This window comes from Microbacterium sp. UBA1612 (assembly GCF_002321605.1).
Lineage (GTDB): Bacteria > Actinomycetota > Actinomycetes > Actinomycetales > Microbacteriaceae > Microbacterium > Microbacterium luteum.
In genome coordinates this window covers 31,688-45,811 of sequence record NZ_DCMW01000006.1, presented here as the reverse complement: position 1 = coordinate 45,811, position 14,124 = coordinate 31,688, and the positions used below count along the sequence as shown (strand labels likewise).

General features: G+C 70.5%; 13 protein-coding genes. 6 read left to right on the top strand and 7 right to left on the bottom strand.

Annotated features, from left to right (window positions below; all coding sequences use genetic code 11):
• Positions 1 to 114 precede the first annotated feature (114 nt).
• Together B3S45_RS03385 and argG are read left to right on the top strand one after the other, a co-directional pair.
• Positions 115 to 846 carry a Pr6Pr family membrane protein gene (locus B3S45_RS03385; protein WP_286717387.1) on the top strand — a complete coding sequence of 244 codons (732 nt, stop codon included), beginning with the start codon at positions 115 to 117 and terminating at the stop codon, positions 844 to 846.
• 10 nt (positions 847 to 856) lie between these two features.
• A complete protein-coding gene (argG, locus tag B3S45_RS03380) occupies positions 857 to 2,299 on the top strand; it encodes an argininosuccinate synthase (RefSeq protein ID WP_286717385.1) in 1,443 nt (480 codons plus the stop codon).
• Between the two features lie 211 nt (positions 2,300 to 2,510).
• Here the strand turns inward: argG and mnhG are convergent, their stop codons facing one another.
• From mnhG to B3S45_RS03345, 7 genes are all read right to left on the bottom strand, one after another.
• Positions 2,511 to 2,924 carry a monovalent cation/H(+) antiporter subunit G gene (mnhG, locus tag B3S45_RS03375; protein WP_083336458.1) on the bottom strand — a complete coding sequence of 138 codons (414 nt, stop codon included), beginning with the start codon at positions 2,922 to 2,924 and terminating at the stop codon, positions 2,511 to 2,513.
• On the bottom strand, positions 2,921 to 3,193 hold the full coding sequence (locus B3S45_RS03370; RefSeq protein WP_071044245.1) for a monovalent cation/H+ antiporter complex subunit F: 273 nt from the start codon (positions 3,191 to 3,193) through the stop codon (positions 2,921 to 2,923). The genes mnhG and B3S45_RS03370 overlap by 4 nt, the downstream gene beginning before the upstream one ends.
• Positions 3,190 to 3,810 carry a Na+/H+ antiporter subunit E gene (locus B3S45_RS03365; protein ID WP_194384149.1) on the bottom strand — a complete coding sequence of 207 codons (621 nt, stop codon included), beginning with the start codon at positions 3,808 to 3,810 and terminating at the stop codon, positions 3,190 to 3,192. The genes B3S45_RS03370 and B3S45_RS03365 overlap by 4 nt, the downstream gene beginning before the upstream one ends.
• On the bottom strand, positions 3,807 to 5,372 hold the full coding sequence (locus B3S45_RS03360; RefSeq protein WP_071044243.1) for a Na+/H+ antiporter subunit D: 1,566 nt from the start codon (positions 5,370 to 5,372) through the stop codon (positions 3,807 to 3,809). Before B3S45_RS03360 ends, B3S45_RS03365 begins: the two co-directional genes overlap by 4 nt.
• On the bottom strand, positions 5,369 to 5,926 hold the full coding sequence (locus B3S45_RS03355) for a Na(+)/H(+) antiporter subunit C (RefSeq protein ID WP_194384148.1): 558 nt from the start codon (positions 5,924 to 5,926) through the stop codon (positions 5,369 to 5,371). Before B3S45_RS03355 ends, B3S45_RS03360 begins: the two co-directional genes overlap by 4 nt.
• A complete protein-coding gene (locus B3S45_RS03350) occupies positions 5,923 to 8,853 on the bottom strand; it encodes a Na+/H+ antiporter subunit A (RefSeq protein WP_286717383.1) in 2,931 nt (976 codons plus the stop codon). The genes B3S45_RS03355 and B3S45_RS03350 overlap by 4 nt, the downstream gene beginning before the upstream one ends.
• A gap of 141 nt (positions 8,854 to 8,994) precedes the next feature.
• Positions 8,995 to 10,053: a substrate-binding domain-containing protein gene (locus tag B3S45_RS03345; RefSeq protein WP_194384146.1), complete on the bottom strand. Its 1,059-nt coding sequence runs from the start codon at positions 10,051 to 10,053 to the stop codon at positions 8,995 to 8,997.
• 79 nt (positions 10,054 to 10,132) lie between these two features.
• Between B3S45_RS03345 and B3S45_RS03340 the strand changes: the two genes are divergently transcribed.
• From B3S45_RS03340 to B3S45_RS03325, 4 genes are read left to right on the top strand one after another with little or no spacing between them, the layout of a single operon-like run.
• On the top strand, positions 10,133 to 11,380 hold the full coding sequence (locus tag B3S45_RS03340; protein WP_194384145.1) for an MFS transporter: 1,248 nt from the start codon (positions 10,133 to 10,135) through the stop codon (positions 11,378 to 11,380).
• A gap of 9 nt (positions 11,381 to 11,389) precedes the next feature.
• Positions 11,390 to 12,085, top strand: a complete 696-nt coding sequence (gene nucS / locus B3S45_RS03335) for an endonuclease NucS (RefSeq protein ID WP_071044240.1) — start codon at positions 11,390 to 11,392, stop codon at positions 12,083 to 12,085.
• A gap of 59 nt (positions 12,086 to 12,144) precedes the next feature.
• Positions 12,145 to 12,828, top strand: a complete 684-nt coding sequence (locus tag B3S45_RS03330) for an HAD hydrolase-like protein (protein ID WP_071044239.1) — start codon at positions 12,145 to 12,147, stop codon at positions 12,826 to 12,828.
• Complete coding sequence (locus tag B3S45_RS03325) at positions 12,821 to 14,086, top strand: hypothetical protein (protein ID WP_071044238.1); 1,266 nt, start codon at positions 12,821 to 12,823, stop codon at positions 14,084 to 14,086. The genes B3S45_RS03330 and B3S45_RS03325 overlap by 8 nt, the downstream gene beginning before the upstream one ends.
• The last annotated feature ends 38 nt before the right edge of the window (positions 14,087 to 14,124 follow it).

The following is a 14,124-nucleotide window of genomic DNA, read 5'->3' as shown; positions in this document are numbered from 1 at the left end:
CGCGTGACCCGAGGTCGGAGAATCGGCCCGATGTCGGAGGATTCCTCGCAGAACCTCCGACATCGGCGCGATTCTCCGACCTTGGCGGGCCCCGAAGCGGATAGCGTGACGCCCATGTCACCCGAACGCGTCTGGACGGTACTGCGCGGCGTGATGGCCGTGGTCATCCTCGCCGCCGTGGCGCGTCAGCTGGCCGCATCCATCGCATCCGCCCTGGAGTACGGCCGCGACCTCGGCGTCACCGTCGCGAACTTCTTCAGCTTCTTCACCATCCTCTCCAACGTGTCGTCGGCGATCGTGCTGACGTGGGCCGTCGTCTGGTTCCTCACCCGCGGGAGGGATGCCGGCGGCGAGCGCCGCCGCGAACCGCGCGTCCTCGCGATCGCGCTCGTGTCGGTGACGACCTACATGGTGATCACCGGCGTCGTCTACAACATCCTGCTGCGCGGCGTGGAGCTGCCGCAGGGGTCCGAACCGGTGCCGTGGTCCAACGAGGTTCTCCACGTGGTCGCTCCGCTGTTCCTGCTCGCCGATGCGTTCGTCGCGGTGCGGCGCCGCCCGCTCGCCTGGCGCGACACCCTGTGGGTGCTCGGGTTCCCGATCGCGTGGGTGATCTACACGCTCGTGCGCGGTCCGCTCGTGACCGATCCGACGATCGGCCCGGGGTACTGGTATCCCTACCCGTTCCTCAACCCGAACAACCCCGGCCTCGTGCCGCCCGGATATGCCGGCGTCGCCGTGTACGTCGTCGGGATCGCCGCAGCGATCGTCGTGGTCGCCTACGGCGTCGTGTGGGTGGGCCGGCGCCGCGCACCCGTGGATCGGCCGGTGCACGCGGATCGGTAGGGTGGAGGGCATGTCGAAGGTCCTCCAGTCCCTACCCGTCGGCGAGCGCGTCGGCATCGCCTTCTCCGGTGGTCTCGACACCTCCGTGGCCGTCGCGTGGATGCGCGACAAGGGCGCAATCCCCTACACCTACACCGGCGACCTCGGTCAGTACGACGAAGACGACATCGCGTCGATCCCGGGCCGCGCCACCGAGTACGGCTCGGAGGCCTCGCGGCTCCTCGACTGCAAGACGATGCTCGTCGAGGAGGGCTTCGTCGCCCTCGCGTGCGGGGCGTTCCACATCCGCTCGGGCGGACGCACCTACTTCAACACCACCCCGATCGGCCGCGCCGTGACCGGCACCATGCTCGTGCGGGCGATGAAGGTGGACGGCGTCGACATCTGGGGCGACGGCTCCACCTACAAGGGCAACGACATCGAGCGGTTCTACCGCTACGGTCTGCTCGCCAACCCCGCGCTGCGCATCTACAAGCCGTGGCTGGATGCCGACTTCGTCACCGAACTCGGCGGCCGCCAGGAGATGAGCGAGTGGCTCGTCGAGCACGGCTTCCCCTACCGCGACTCGGCCGAGAAGGCCTATTCCACCGACGCGAACATCTGGGGCGCCACCCACGAGGCGAAGACGCTGGAGCACCTGAACGTGTCGCTCGAGATCGTCGAGCCGATCATGGGCGTGAAGTTCTGGGATCCGTCGGTGCAGATCGACACCGAGGAGGTCACGATCGCTTTCGACGCGGGCCGCCCGGTCGCCATCAACGGCGTCGAGTACTCCGACCCGGTCGACCTCGTGCGCGAGACGAACACCATCGGCGGGCGCCACGGTCTGGGTATGAGCGACCAGATCGAGAACCGCATCATCGAGGCGAAGTCGCGCGGCATCTACGAGGCGCCGGGCATGGCGCTGCTGTTCATCGCGTACGAGCGCCTGGTCAACGGCATCCTCAACGAAGACACCCTGGCGACCTATCACGAGCAGGGTCGGCGCCTCGGGCGCCTGATGTACGAAGGACGCTGGCTCGAGCCGCAGTCGTTCATGCTGCGCGAGTCGATCCAGAAGTGGGTCGGGTCGGCGATCACCGGCTCGGTCACCCTGCGTCTGCGCCGCGGCGAGGACTACACCATCCTCGACACGTCGTCTCCGATGCTCTCGTACGCCGCCGAGAAGCTGTCGATGGAGCGCGTCGGGGATGCCGCCTTCGGCCCGACCGATCGCATCGGCCAGCTCACCATGCGCAACCTCGACATCGCCGACTCGCGCTTCCGTCTCGAGCACTACGCCGCCGCCGGGTTCATCGGCGGCGCGACCGGAGAGCTGGTCGGCGAGCTGGAGAAGGGCGGCGCGCAGGAGATCACCGAGCACGCCATCGATTACGACGCCGACCGCGAGGAGCTCGCCGAGGCCGTCGACGAGGCCAACGAGGCCGCGTCGTTCGATTTCGGCGCCGACTGACGCCCGCATCGTCCGACTGATCCGCCCCGCGACGTCGGACTGCTCCACCTGCGACGTCGGAGATTCGGCCCGATGTCGGAGGTTTTCGGCCGAATCCTCCGACATCCGCGTGATTCTCCGACATGCGTGCGGGTGTGATGCCCGCATGGGCCCGGGCCGGGGATGGCGCTCGGGCCAGGGGCGGCGCTCGGGTGGATGCCGCTCGCGCGGGTCAGCCGCCGGCGCCGGGGGGCGTCTGGGTCGACCCGCCGAGCTCGTCGACGATCAGGCCGGGCTCGTCGACGGTCCCGTTGCGATAGGCCTGCCGGCCGATGACGTGGGCCGACAGCGGAGACGTGGCCATCTGGATGAGCACGACCGGCAGCAGGAAGGCCACGACGGGCCACGAGCGCAGCGACAGCGCGACGGCGATGCAGATGAGGATGAGGCCCAGCACCTGCGGCTTGGTCGCCGCGTGGAGGCGGGAGGGCACATCCTTCAGCCGCAGCAGGCCGATCGCGGCCGTCAGGCACAGCCCGGCGCCGACGAGGATGAGCACGAGCGCGACGACGTCGATCCAGCCGTCGGCGGGGTAAGCCGATCCCACCGTCTCGGCGGCAACGGCGAAGGGCAGCGACGTCGTCATCGTTCCACGTTGTCCCTTCTCGCGACGAAGCGGGCGACCGAGATCGACCCGAACACCCCGACCGCGGCGATGATGAGCATGACCGGCAGCGAGCGCGTGTGGCCGTTGAGCGCCATCTCGGCGCCGAGCACGCACAGGATCTCGGTGAGCAGCACGTCGGATGCGACGACACGGTCGAGGATCGACGGGCCGACCACGATGCGCCACAGCGCCAGCAGCGCAGCGGCGGTGAAGACGGCGTAGATCGCGAACAGCAGGATGTCGGTCATCGTCCCTCCCGGTTCCGGGCCGGGCGGGCCGCCTCCGCGGCCGTGCGCTCGGCCTCGCGGATCTGCTCGACCTGGGCGCGCGATCCGACGGCGCGGACGATGCGCCGCTCCCACACCAGCACGTGCTCGCGCTGGTGCTCGACGTCGGCGAGGTTGTGCACGCCGAGCACGTGCAGATACATCACGCGTCTGTCGCGGTCGATGTCGATCACGAGCGATCCCGGGATGAGCGAGGCCGTGATCGCGGTGTGCGTCATGATGAGGTCGTCGGCCACGACCGAGGGCACGGCGATGATCGCCGACCGGGGCACCGGCCGAGGCGAGATCACCTGCCACGCCACGGTGAGCGAGCCGCGCACCAGGGCGGCGAGGAACGTGACGATGAAGATCGCGCCGTACCAGAGGTTGACCCGGCCCGACAGCTCGACAGCCGGCAGCCGGAAGACGCGCGTCACCAGCAGTGCCGCGACGAGGCCGGTGAGGAACGCCAGGAGCGTGAACTGCCCCCACAGCAGCATCCAGACTGCGACCAGCCACAGCAGGAACGGCAGCTGACGCCAGGCCCGCGCCAGGGCGCCACGGCGGGCCGTGCGTCGATCCACGGGTGTCGAGGTCATGACTCCGACTCCTGCTCGTCCTGCTCGAGCTGCACGAGCGTCATCGGCTCGAGGAGGGCCGATCCGATCCGCGTGCAGACGTCGTAGATGGGCCCGGCGAACACCGTCAGCGCGACGGTGATGGCCACCATGCCCGTCGTCGAGGCGGTCATGATGCGCGGGATGACGCGTCGCTCGGTCTGCACGGACGCCTCCGGGGCGGCATCCAGGTACGAGATGCGCGCTTCGGTCTCGGCCGAGTCGTCCTCTTCCCGCCAGAACGACAGGTTCCACGCCCGCATGAGGGCGTAGAGGGTGAGCAGGCTGGTGACGATGCCGCCGACCATCATCACCATCATGATCGGGGTCCCCACCTCGGCGGCGGCGTCGAAGAGCGCGAACTTGCCGATGAATCCGGAGAACGGCGGAAGGCCGCCGAGGTTGATGGCCGGGATGAAGTAGAGCGCCGCGATCAGGGGCGCGCCGCGCATGAGGCCCTTCACGCGCAGGATCGAGGTCGACCCCGCCTGCCGCTCGACGAGGCCGACGGCGAGGAACAGCGTGGTCTGCACCACGATGTGGTGGACCATGTAGTAGATCGTCGCGCCGATCGACAGCGGTGTCGCGATCGCGAGTCCGAACACCATGTATCCGATGTGGCTGACGAGCGTGAACGACAGGATGCGCTTCAGCTCGGCCTGGGCGAGGGCGCCGAGGATGCCGACGATCATCGTCGCCAGCGCCGCGATCAGCAGCAGCAGGTTGAGGTCGTTGTCGAGGAACAGCTGCGACTCGGTGCGGATCATCGCGTAGACGCCGACCTTGGTGAGGAGCCCGGCGAACACCGCCGTCACCGGGGCGGGAGCGGTCGGGTACGAGTCGGGGAGCCAGAACGACAGGGGGAAGACAGCGGCCTTGATCGCGAAGGCGAGGAGCAGGAGCAGGTGGAGCACCGTCTGCGTCTCCTGAGGCAGCTCCCCCATCCGCTCGGCGATCTGCACCATGTTCACGGTGCCGAGCGCGCCGTAGATCATCGCGATCGCGGAGAGGAAGAGGATGGAGGACACCAGCGACACGACGATGTAGACGACGCCGGTGCGGATGCGGGATTCCGTGCTGCCCAGCGTGATCAGCACGTACGAGGCCACCAGCAGGATCTCGAAGCTGACGTAGAGGTTGAACAGGTCACCTGCGATGAACGCGTTGAAGATGCCCGCGGCGAGGATCAGGTACGACGGGTGGAAGATCGACACCGGGGTGTCGTCGTCGCCGTCCGCCGCGCCCTGACCGACCGAGAAGAGCAGAACGGCCAGCAGCACGATGCTCGAGACGACGATGAGCAGCGCCGACAGCCGGTCGACGTAGAGCACGATCCCGAAGGGGATGGGCCAGCCGCCCACCGAGACCGCGAGCGGGTTGCCGCCGATGTCGACGACGACCAGCAGCACCGCCGCGATCGCACACACCACCGTGAGCGTGACGACCGAGACCCCCACCTGCACGCGGCGATGCTTTCCCGCGATGAGCGCGATCGCCGCGCCGAGCAGTGGCAGCGTGACCAGGAGCGGAACGAGGGCGATCATGCGCCGTCCTCGCTCTCGGATGCCCGCGAGGGGTCGGCGGGGCCGCGCCGCGGGCGATCGACGGGGGCGTCGTCGCGCACGCCCGGGAAGTCGCGGCTGTGCACGACGCGGATGGGTGAGGTCGCGGTGCCGATGAAGTCGGTCGTGGCGTCGTCGTCTTCGAGCTCGGTCTCGTCGTCCATGACCTCTTCGGCCTCGGCGTCGCGGGCCCGCACGGCGAGGTCGGCCTCGTCGTCCTGCACCGTGTCGGCCTGCCCGAGCTGCCAGGAGCGGTAGATGAGGGCGAGCAGGAAGGCCGAGATCGCGAACGTGATGACGATGGCCGTCAGCGTGAGGGCTTGCGGGAGGGGATCCGACATCTGGTCGGCCTCGCCCGCGCCGTAGAACGGGGCGATCCCGGGCTGGCCGATGACGATCAGCAGCAGGAGATTCGCCGCGTTGCCCAGCAGCAGGAAGCCGATGAGCACACGGGTGAGGCTGCGCTCGAGCATCGCGTAGACGCCACAGGCGAAGAGCACGGCCATGATGACGATGAGGACGAGCGAGACGGTCACCGGACGCTCACCGCCTCGCTGCGCTGGGCGGTGGCCTGCCGGTCGACCTCGGCGCCGAGGCTGCGGAGCACATCGAGCACGAGTCCGACGACGACGAGATAGACCCCCACGTCGAACAGTGTCGACGTGACGAACTCGACGTGACCGAGCAGTTCGGTCTCGGCCTCGATGAACCAGCGGGTGAGCGGCGGCGCGCTGAACAGCAGGGGCAGGATGGCGCACCCGACCGCGATGGTCATGCCGATGCCCAGCAGGCGTCCGGCGTCGGTCGGAGCGGCGGCGCCGAGTTCGTACCGTCCTCCCGCGACGTATCGCATGACGAGGGCCATGCCCGCGACGAGCCCGCCGGCGAAGCCGCCGCCGGGCAGGTTGTGCCCCGCGAAGAGCAGGTACAGCGACACGATGATGATCGTGTGGAAGAGGATGCGGACGACGACCTCGAGCATCATCGAGCGGTTCTCCGCCCGCACGCGCGTGCCGCCGAGCAGCCAGGCCAGGCGGCGGCCCTCGGAGCTGTCGGTGCGGGGCTTCACGCCCTCGTCCGTCTCGATGAGGGGCTGACGCCGCGCGTCCAAGCGCGGCAGCGGCTCGGTGAACTCCGACAGCGTGTCGGAGCGGTGGGTGACGAAGACGAGCGAGGCGACACCTGTCGCCGCGAGAACGAGCACCGTGAGTTCGCCCATGGTGTCCCACCCGCGGATATCGACCAGCGCCACGTTGACGACGTTGCGACCGTGCCCGATGTCATAGGCGAGGTCGGGCCACTCGCGCGAGATCGGGTCGGCCACGCGCGACGCTGTCGCGACGATCGCGATCGCGGCCATCGTCACGCCCACCCCGGCGGCGAGCACAGCGCGCGCGATCGGCCGGACCGAGGCGTTGTGCTGCCCCAGACGCGAGGGGATGCGGCGCAGCACGAGCGCGAAGGCGACGAGGGTGACCGTCTCGACGAGGATCTGCGTGAGGGCGAGGTCGGGCGCACCGCTCGAGGCGAACAGGAGCGCCATGCCGAAGCCGGTGACCGATACGAGCGCGACGCCGGTGAAGCGTTTGCGGGCACGGACCGCGATCAGCCCCGCGATGATCATGATGGGCGCGACGAGCAGCTGCACGGGGGTCTGGAACGCGTCGAGCTCCGCCTGCCACTCCGATCCGGCGAACAGCGCCACCGCCTCACCGACCACCAGTACGACGAAGATGGTGCCGACGTAGATCGGGAGCGAGCCCCGCTGCGTGAGGCTCGTGACCTCCACCGAGAGCCGTGCCACGCCGCGGAGCGCGGCGTTGTAGACATCCGGCGCGCTGAACGGCAGCATCCGCGAACCCCAGGGTCGGCGCTTCGTGCTCCAGAACACCGGGGCGCCGAGGGCGAGCGTGCCGAGCGAGAGGAACAGCGCCGGCTCGAGCCCGTGCCACAGTTCGAGATGGTAGGTCTCCTCGGGGGCGGTGAGACCCGGGGCGGCCGCCGGCGCGGTGTCGGCGTAGGGGGCGAGCACGGCGTCGAGGAGGGGGGAGGCGAACCCCGCGACCACGGTGAGCACGGCCAGCACGACCGGCACGGCGACGAAGCCGATCGGCGGGCGGGGCCACTCGACGGGCGTGAGCGCGTCGCCCTCGGCGTCGCGCTTGGTCCAGAACGCTCCCCAGATGAAGCGGATGCCGTAGGCGACCGTGAACACCGAGCCGAGTGTGACGCCGGCCAGCGCGATGATCGCGAAGGGGGCGCCCTGCAGGGCATCGTTCAGCAGCGCAGTCAGCGCGGCCTCCTTGGCGACGAAGCCGAGGGTCGGGATGACGCCGGCCATCGAGGCGATCGTGACGATGCTGACCGTCGCGAGCACGGGCGTCTGACGTCCGAGTCCGCTGATCTCGCGGATGTCGCGGGTGGACAGCTGGTGGTCGATGATGCCGACGACCAGGAACAGCGCCGACTTGAACAGCGCGTGCGCGAGCAGCAGGGCGAGACCGGCGAGGATCGCGTCGCGCGTGCCGTATCCGAGGACGACGGTGAGGAAGCCGAGCTGACTGACGGTTCCGAAGGCGAGGATGCGCTTGAGGTCGGTCTCGCGGAGCGCCTGGAATCCGCCGAGGAGCATCGTGAAGACGCCGAGTCCGATGACGATCGGCTGCCAGACGGGTGAGAACGCGAACACGGGTGCGAAGCGGGCGATGAGATAGATGCCCGCCTTCACCATCGCCGCGGCGTGGAGATACGCGCTGACGGGCGTGGGGGCGGCCATCGCGCCCGGCAGCCAGAAGTGGAAGGGGAAGATCGCGGACTTCGACAGGGCGCCCACGAGGAGCATGACGACCGCGGCGTCGACGATCGGCCCCGTCGGGGCCTCGGAGAGGATGGTCGAGATGCTCGAGGTGCCGGCGTCGACCACGAGCAGCACGACGCCGATCAGCATCACCAGACCGCCCAGCGTGGTCACGAGCAGCGCCTGCAGGGCGGCGCGACGGCTGGACGCGCGCCGGTTGTAGTACCCGATCAGCAGGTACGACAGCACGCTCGTGACCTCCCACAGCATCACGAGCACCACGAGATCGTCCGTGAGGACGAGCCCGTACATCGCCCCGGCGAAGGCGAGGAACACGGCGCTGAACTGCCCGAGCCCGGAACCGCCGTCGGCGAAGTACCACCGGCAGTAGACCAGCACGAGAGCACCGATGCCGGTGACGACGAGGGTCATCAGCCACGACAGCGTGTCCATGCGCATCGACAGGTCGACGCCGAGCGGCGGGATCCACGCGACGGATTCGAACGGGATCTCTCCCGACATGACCGGCACTGTCTGCGCGGCGGCCTGCACGAACGCGGCGGTCGGGAGCAGCGCGGCGATGAGGAACGCGCGCGCCCCGAGGCGGTGTACCAGCCACGGCATCACCAGCGGGACGACGGCGAACGCGGCAAGGAGGACCAGCATGGCGGCCTCCTCGAAAGTCGTCAGCCGGGAACGGTGATCACCGTCGGCTCGGGCGATAGGGGGTCTGTACGTCCACTCTACCGGGAGGGGAGGCGCGCGTGGCCTCGTCGAGCTGCCGACGTCGCGCGCCCGTCGACCAGCTCAATCCCGGAACGCCGCCGGCTCGGCCGTAGTATTCCCGACGCGGAATTCGCACGTGAACGTGATCGTCGGCGGCGATGCGTCCTCGAGCATCGCGGCGACCGCGCGACCGGCGGCACGGCCCTTCTCCAGCGCAGGCTGCACGAGTGTCGTGAGCTCATGGGGTGCGAGACCGTCCACGGCGACGCCGTCGAACCCCGTCACGCTGACGTCGAAGGGCACCCGGAGCCCCAGGTCTTCGGCCGCCCGTACCGCCCCGGCGGCGAGCAGGTCGCTCTGAGCGATGATGGCCGTGGGGCGGCGATCGATGGGTACGTTCAGGATGTCGCGGGCGGCATGGAAGCCCTCGTCCATCGAGCTGGCCCCCGCGGCGTACACCGACGCGTCGGGGAACACATCCCGCGCGCCGGCGAGGCGGTCGCGCGTGACGTCGACCTCGACCGGCTCGTCGGCGGCCACCCATCCGCGCGGACGCTGAGACCGCGTGGGAAGCGAGAGCACCACGACGCGGCGGTGACCGAGCGAGCGCAGGTGACTGGCGGCCTGGCGCTGCGCGTCGCGGTTGTCGAGCATGATGCGCGGCACGCTCTCGCCCGCGTCGCCCTCGATCACGACCACGGGGAGGCCGCGGGCGGTCACGGTCGCAAGCGATTCGCGCAGCATCCCGCTGCAGCCGATCAGCACGGCGGCATCGATCGGCGCCGTCGTCAGCGACGGGCCGGCGCCGGAGGGATCGTGGTCGCGGAGCAGCAGCAGGCCCGCGCCGAGGGGCGCGACCTCGTCGGTGAGCCCATCCATCATGAGGGTCTTCACCGGGTCGAGGAAGGCAGTGCCGAGGTGCTCCTCGAACACCACCGCGACGATGCCGCTGCGCCCGCGCCGCAGGGAGGCCGCGCGGGGGTCGGGTCCGGCGTAGCCGAGGCGGGCTGCGGCGGAGCGCACCTTCGCCCGCGTCGCCTCGGTGACCGGGGTCTTGCCACTGAAGACGACGGAAGCGGTCGACGGCGAGACGCCCGCCTCGCGGGCGACGTCGGCGATCGTGGCTCTGCGCGCGCTCATCCTGCGTCGATCGTAGCGCTCGGCCTCTCCCGTCTCGAATCGTTTCGATGCGAATCGTTTCACCGGTACCATGAACGTCATGGATCTGCCCCTGACCCGCGCGCAGTACGTGCGCTGGCGCACCGCCGTCTTCGCGATCTTCCTCGCGAGCGGACTGAGCATCGCGACGTGGGCGTCGCGCGTCCCGGACATCAAGATCGCGCTCGGGATCGAGAACAGCCAGATCGGTCTGCTGCTGCTCGGAATGGGCGTCGCATCGATCGTCGGGCTGTCCCTGGCATCCGTGATCATCGCCCGCTTCGGCACCCGTCGCGGCATGTTCGGCGCGATGCTCGTCTTCGCCGCCGGCGTCGTCTTCATCGGCCTCGGCACCGACGTCTGGGGATCCTTCCCCGTGGTCATCATCGGGCTCGCACTCTTCGGCTTCGGCAACGGCGCCGTCGACGTCATGATGAACGTCGAGGGAGCCGCGATCGAGACCCAGTCCGGCAAGACGATCCTGCCGCTGTTCCACGCGTTCTTCTCCTTCGGCACCGTGATCGGCGCGGGACTCGGGGCGCTGGCCGCGGGCCTCGACGTGACCGTCGCCGTGCATGCCGCCGTGATCGCGGCGATCGTGGTCGTCATCGCTGCAGCATCGTTCGCCAACGTGCCGCGGCGCGAGGTCGCGGGCGATCCCGCCGTCGACGACCGGCCCGGCTGGCGGGCGCGGCTCGCCCTGTCCCTGTCGGCGTGGCGCGAGCCGCGCACCTACGCACTGGGCGTGATCATGCTCGGGATGTCGTTCGCCGAGGGCGGCGCGAACGACTGGCTGGCCCTCGGCGTCAGCGAGGAGCACGGCGGCGGCGCCACGCTCGGGGCCGCCGCGCTGGCGGTCTTCTCCGTCTCCATGACCGTCGTGCGCGTGTTTGGCGGCCCGCTTGTGGATCGCTTCGGCCGGGTGGCGACCCTGCGCGTGCTCTCGGCGACGGCCGCCGTCGGCATTCTGCTGTTCATCCTCGCCCCGAGCCTGCCCCTCGTCTTCGTCGGCGCGGCGCTGTGGGGTCTGGGCGCCTCGCTCGGGTTCCCGCTCGGGATGTCCGCCGCCGCCGACGACCCCGCCAAGGCCGCGGCCCGCGTGAGTGCGGCGGCGACGATCGGCTACGTGGCGTTCCTCGCCGGTCCGCCGGCGCTCGGATTCATCAGCGACCACATCGGACTGCTGAACACGCTGTTCATCCTGGTCGCGCTCGTGGTCGCCTCGGGTCTCGCGTCCGGTGCCGCCCGTCCCATCGCCGGCGCCACCGTCGGAGCAGGCCACCCGCATGAGGGTGCGGGTCGGGTTTAGGCTCGTCGGGTGCGTCTTGTCATCGCCCGCTGCTCGGTCGACTACACCGGGCGCCTCACCGCCCACCTGCCCCTCGCGACGCGCCTGCTCGTCCACAAGGGCGACGGCAGCCTCCTGGTGCACTCCGACGGCGGCTCGTACAAGCCGCTCAACTGGATGAGCCCCCCGTGCCGTCTCGAGGTCGAGGAGCCCGACGAGGAGTCCGCGCGCGCCGGCGTTCTCGAGCACTGGCGGGTCACGCACGCCAAGAGCGGTGACGCCCTGCTCGTGCGGATCTACGAGGTGCTGCACGACACCTCGCACGAGCTCGGTCTCGACCCGGGCCTGCAGAAGGACGGCGTCGAGGCGGATCTGCAGCGCCTCCTCGCCGAGCAGGTCGACGTGATCGGTGACGACCTGACGCTCGTGCGCCGCGAATTCCCGACCGCGATCGGCCCCGTCGACCTGCTGCTGCGCGACCCCGCAGGCGGCACGATCGCCGTCGAGGTGAAGCGGCGCGGCGACATCGACGGCGTCGAGCAGCTCACGCGATACCTCGAGCTCCTCGGACGCGATCCGCACCTCGCCCCCGTCACCGGCGTGTTCGCCGCGCAGGAGATCAAGCCGCAGGCGAAGGTGCTCGCGACCGACCGCGGCATCCGCTGCGTCACCCTCGACTACGAGGGCATGAAGGGCATCGAGTCGGGCGCACCGCGGCTGTTCTGAGCGGTCCCGCGCGCCGGCTGCCGACGCGAGGCCGCTTCCCGGCCCCGTAGTCTGGGAGCATGGCGACACGCTCCCCCTGGACCTGCATCCTCTGGGATGTCGACGGCACCATCGTGGATGCGTCCGACGGCATCCTGCGTCGCCTCACCGTGGCCCTCGAGCACTTCGGCAAGCCCAAGCCGACCCGCGCCGAGCTGGTGCACTGGATCGGCCCTCCCATGTACGAGTCGTTCCAGACGAACGTCGGCATGAGCCCCGAGCAGGCCACCGAGGCCGTCGCGTTCTACCGCACGCTCGGCAAGGCCGACGGATACACGACCGGCGCGAAGCTCTTCCCGGGGGTCGGTGAGCTGATCCAGGAGGCGCACGCGTGCGGCATCCCGCAGGCGACCGCCAGCTCCAAGCCCGAGAACCAGGTCGCGGCACTCATGGACCACTTCGATCTGGCCCCGTGCTTCACCGCCACGGTCGGATCCACCCCCGACGAGAAGACGCTCGCCACGAAGGCCGACATCGTCGCCGAGGCGCTGCGGCGGCTCGCGGCGGCCGGTGTCGACACGTCGCGACCGGTGCTCGTCGGCGACCGGCACCACGACGTCGAGGGCGGGGCGGCGCACGACGTGCCCGTGATCTTCGTCGGCTGGGGCTTCAGCTGGCCGCACGAGGCTGAGGGTGCCCAGGCCGCCGTCGACGACGTGGCTCAGCTGCGCGACCTGCTGCTCCTCACCGACGCCGATGGATGACGTCGCAGGCACGGTGATCGGCTGGGTCATCCCGGCTGTTGTGGTCTTCGGCGTCGCGGCGCTGGCGGTCGCCGTGCTGGTGTGGGGAGTGCGCCGCGCACGCCGCTCGCCCGCCGCGCGGAAGCGCGCGGAGGCGGAGCGCCTCGAAGCGGGCGCGGTTCTGGTGCGCCTGGACGACGCGATCGCGGAGCTCGAGCTCGAGGTGGGACTGTCGGGCGCGCTCTACGGCGGTGACGCCCCGGCCTCACTGCGACGCGCGCGCCTGACGGCGCAGCACACCCGCGACGCGGGTTTCGACCTGTACCGCACGATCTCCCTGCCGGCCGCGACGCCGGTTGAGGTGCGCCGTGGCGCCGCGCGCATCCGCGAGCAGGCCGACAAGGCCGCCACGGCCATCCGCCACGCCCGTTCCGACCACGTCGAGTGGATGGGTCGCCACGTCACCGCGGGCTCTCAGCTGGCCGCCACGCGGCGGCGCCTCGACGATCTGCGCGCCTCGATGGGCGACCCCGCCCCGCTGCTGGATCAGCTCGCAGCGAGCTTCGCCGAAGACGAATGGCGCACCGCATCGGATGCCGCGACCAACGCCGTCACCGAAGCCGCCGAAGCGCAGGTACGACTCGATGCGGCGGCCGCGGCCGCCGAGGACCCGTCCCGCAATGCCCTGGCCGACATCGCAGCGGCGGAACGCGCGTTGCGCCAGGCCGAGGCCGACGCCCGCGCCTTCGAAGAGTCGTATCGCCTCATCACGCAGGCCTCGCAGGCCCTCTCGGGCGAGTTCGAGGCCACGCGCACGGCGATGCGGCAGGCGGTGCTGTCGCGAGGATCGCTGCCCCCCGACGACGCCGATCGCCTGGCCGATGAGGTGCGGGCGATCGAGGCGGACCTGAACGCCCTCGAACGGGATGCCGCCCGTCGCCCGACGTGGACGATCGACCGTATCGCCCGGCTGCGCGATCGACTCGACCTCGCGCTGGGCGATGCCCGCACGGCGCAGCAGCGACTCCGTGGCGCGCGCACGGCCCTGCCCGGAACCCTCGCGGCCGCCCGCAACGCGGTGGCGATGGCCGAGGCGGTCGCCACGCACACCCACGGCAGCGCGGACGCGCGATCGCGACTCCGCTCCGCGCAGCGCGAGCTCGCCAACGCCCGCGCATCCGCCGACCCGGTCGCCGCGCTCGACGCCGCGCGCCGCGCCATGCGCGAGGCCGAGGACGCGAAGGCCCTCGCCGACTACGACCGCCTGCACGGCCACTGATCCGAAGGCCTGATCCGCAGCCACGCGCGCCGCATCCC

What these genes read in the sequence shown, in the direction of transcription:
- B3S45_RS03385 (WP_286717387.1), top strand. Translation starts at nt 115, where the DNA reads ATGTCACCCGAACGCGTCTGGACGGTACTGCGCGGCGTGATGGCCGTG.
- B3S45_RS03345 (WP_194384146.1), bottom strand. Translation starts at nt 10,053, where the DNA reads ATGAGCGCGCGCAGAGCCACGATCGCCGACGTCGCCCGCGAGGCGGGC.
- argG (WP_286717385.1), top strand. Translation starts at nt 857, where the DNA reads ATGTCGAAGGTCCTCCAGTCCCTACCCGTCGGCGAGCGCGTCGGCATC.
- B3S45_RS03370 (WP_071044245.1), bottom strand. Translation starts at nt 3,193, where the DNA reads ATGACCGACATCCTGCTGTTCGCGATCTACGCCGTCTTCACCGCCGCT.
- B3S45_RS03340 (WP_194384145.1), top strand. Translation starts at nt 10,133, where the DNA reads ATGGATCTGCCCCTGACCCGCGCGCAGTACGTGCGCTGGCGCACCGCC.
- B3S45_RS03325 (WP_071044238.1), top strand. Translation starts at nt 12,821, where the DNA reads ATGGATGACGTCGCAGGCACGGTGATCGGCTGGGTCATCCCGGCTGTT.
- B3S45_RS03365 (WP_194384149.1), bottom strand. Translation starts at nt 3,810, where the DNA reads ATGACCTCGACACCCGTGGATCGACGCACGGCCCGCCGTGGCGCCCTG.
- B3S45_RS03360 (WP_071044243.1), bottom strand. Translation starts at nt 5,372, where the DNA reads ATGATCGCCCTCGTTCCGCTCCTGGTCACGCTGCCACTGCTCGGCGCG.
- mnhG (WP_083336458.1), bottom strand. Translation starts at nt 2,924, where the DNA reads ATGACGACGTCGCTGCCCTTCGCCGTTGCCGCCGAGACGGTGGGATCG.
- B3S45_RS03330 (WP_071044239.1), top strand. Translation starts at nt 12,145, where the DNA reads ATGGCGACACGCTCCCCCTGGACCTGCATCCTCTGGGATGTCGACGGC.
- B3S45_RS03350 (WP_286717383.1), bottom strand. Translation starts at nt 8,853, where the DNA reads ATGCTGGTCCTCCTTGCCGCGTTCGCCGTCGTCCCGCTGGTGATGCCG.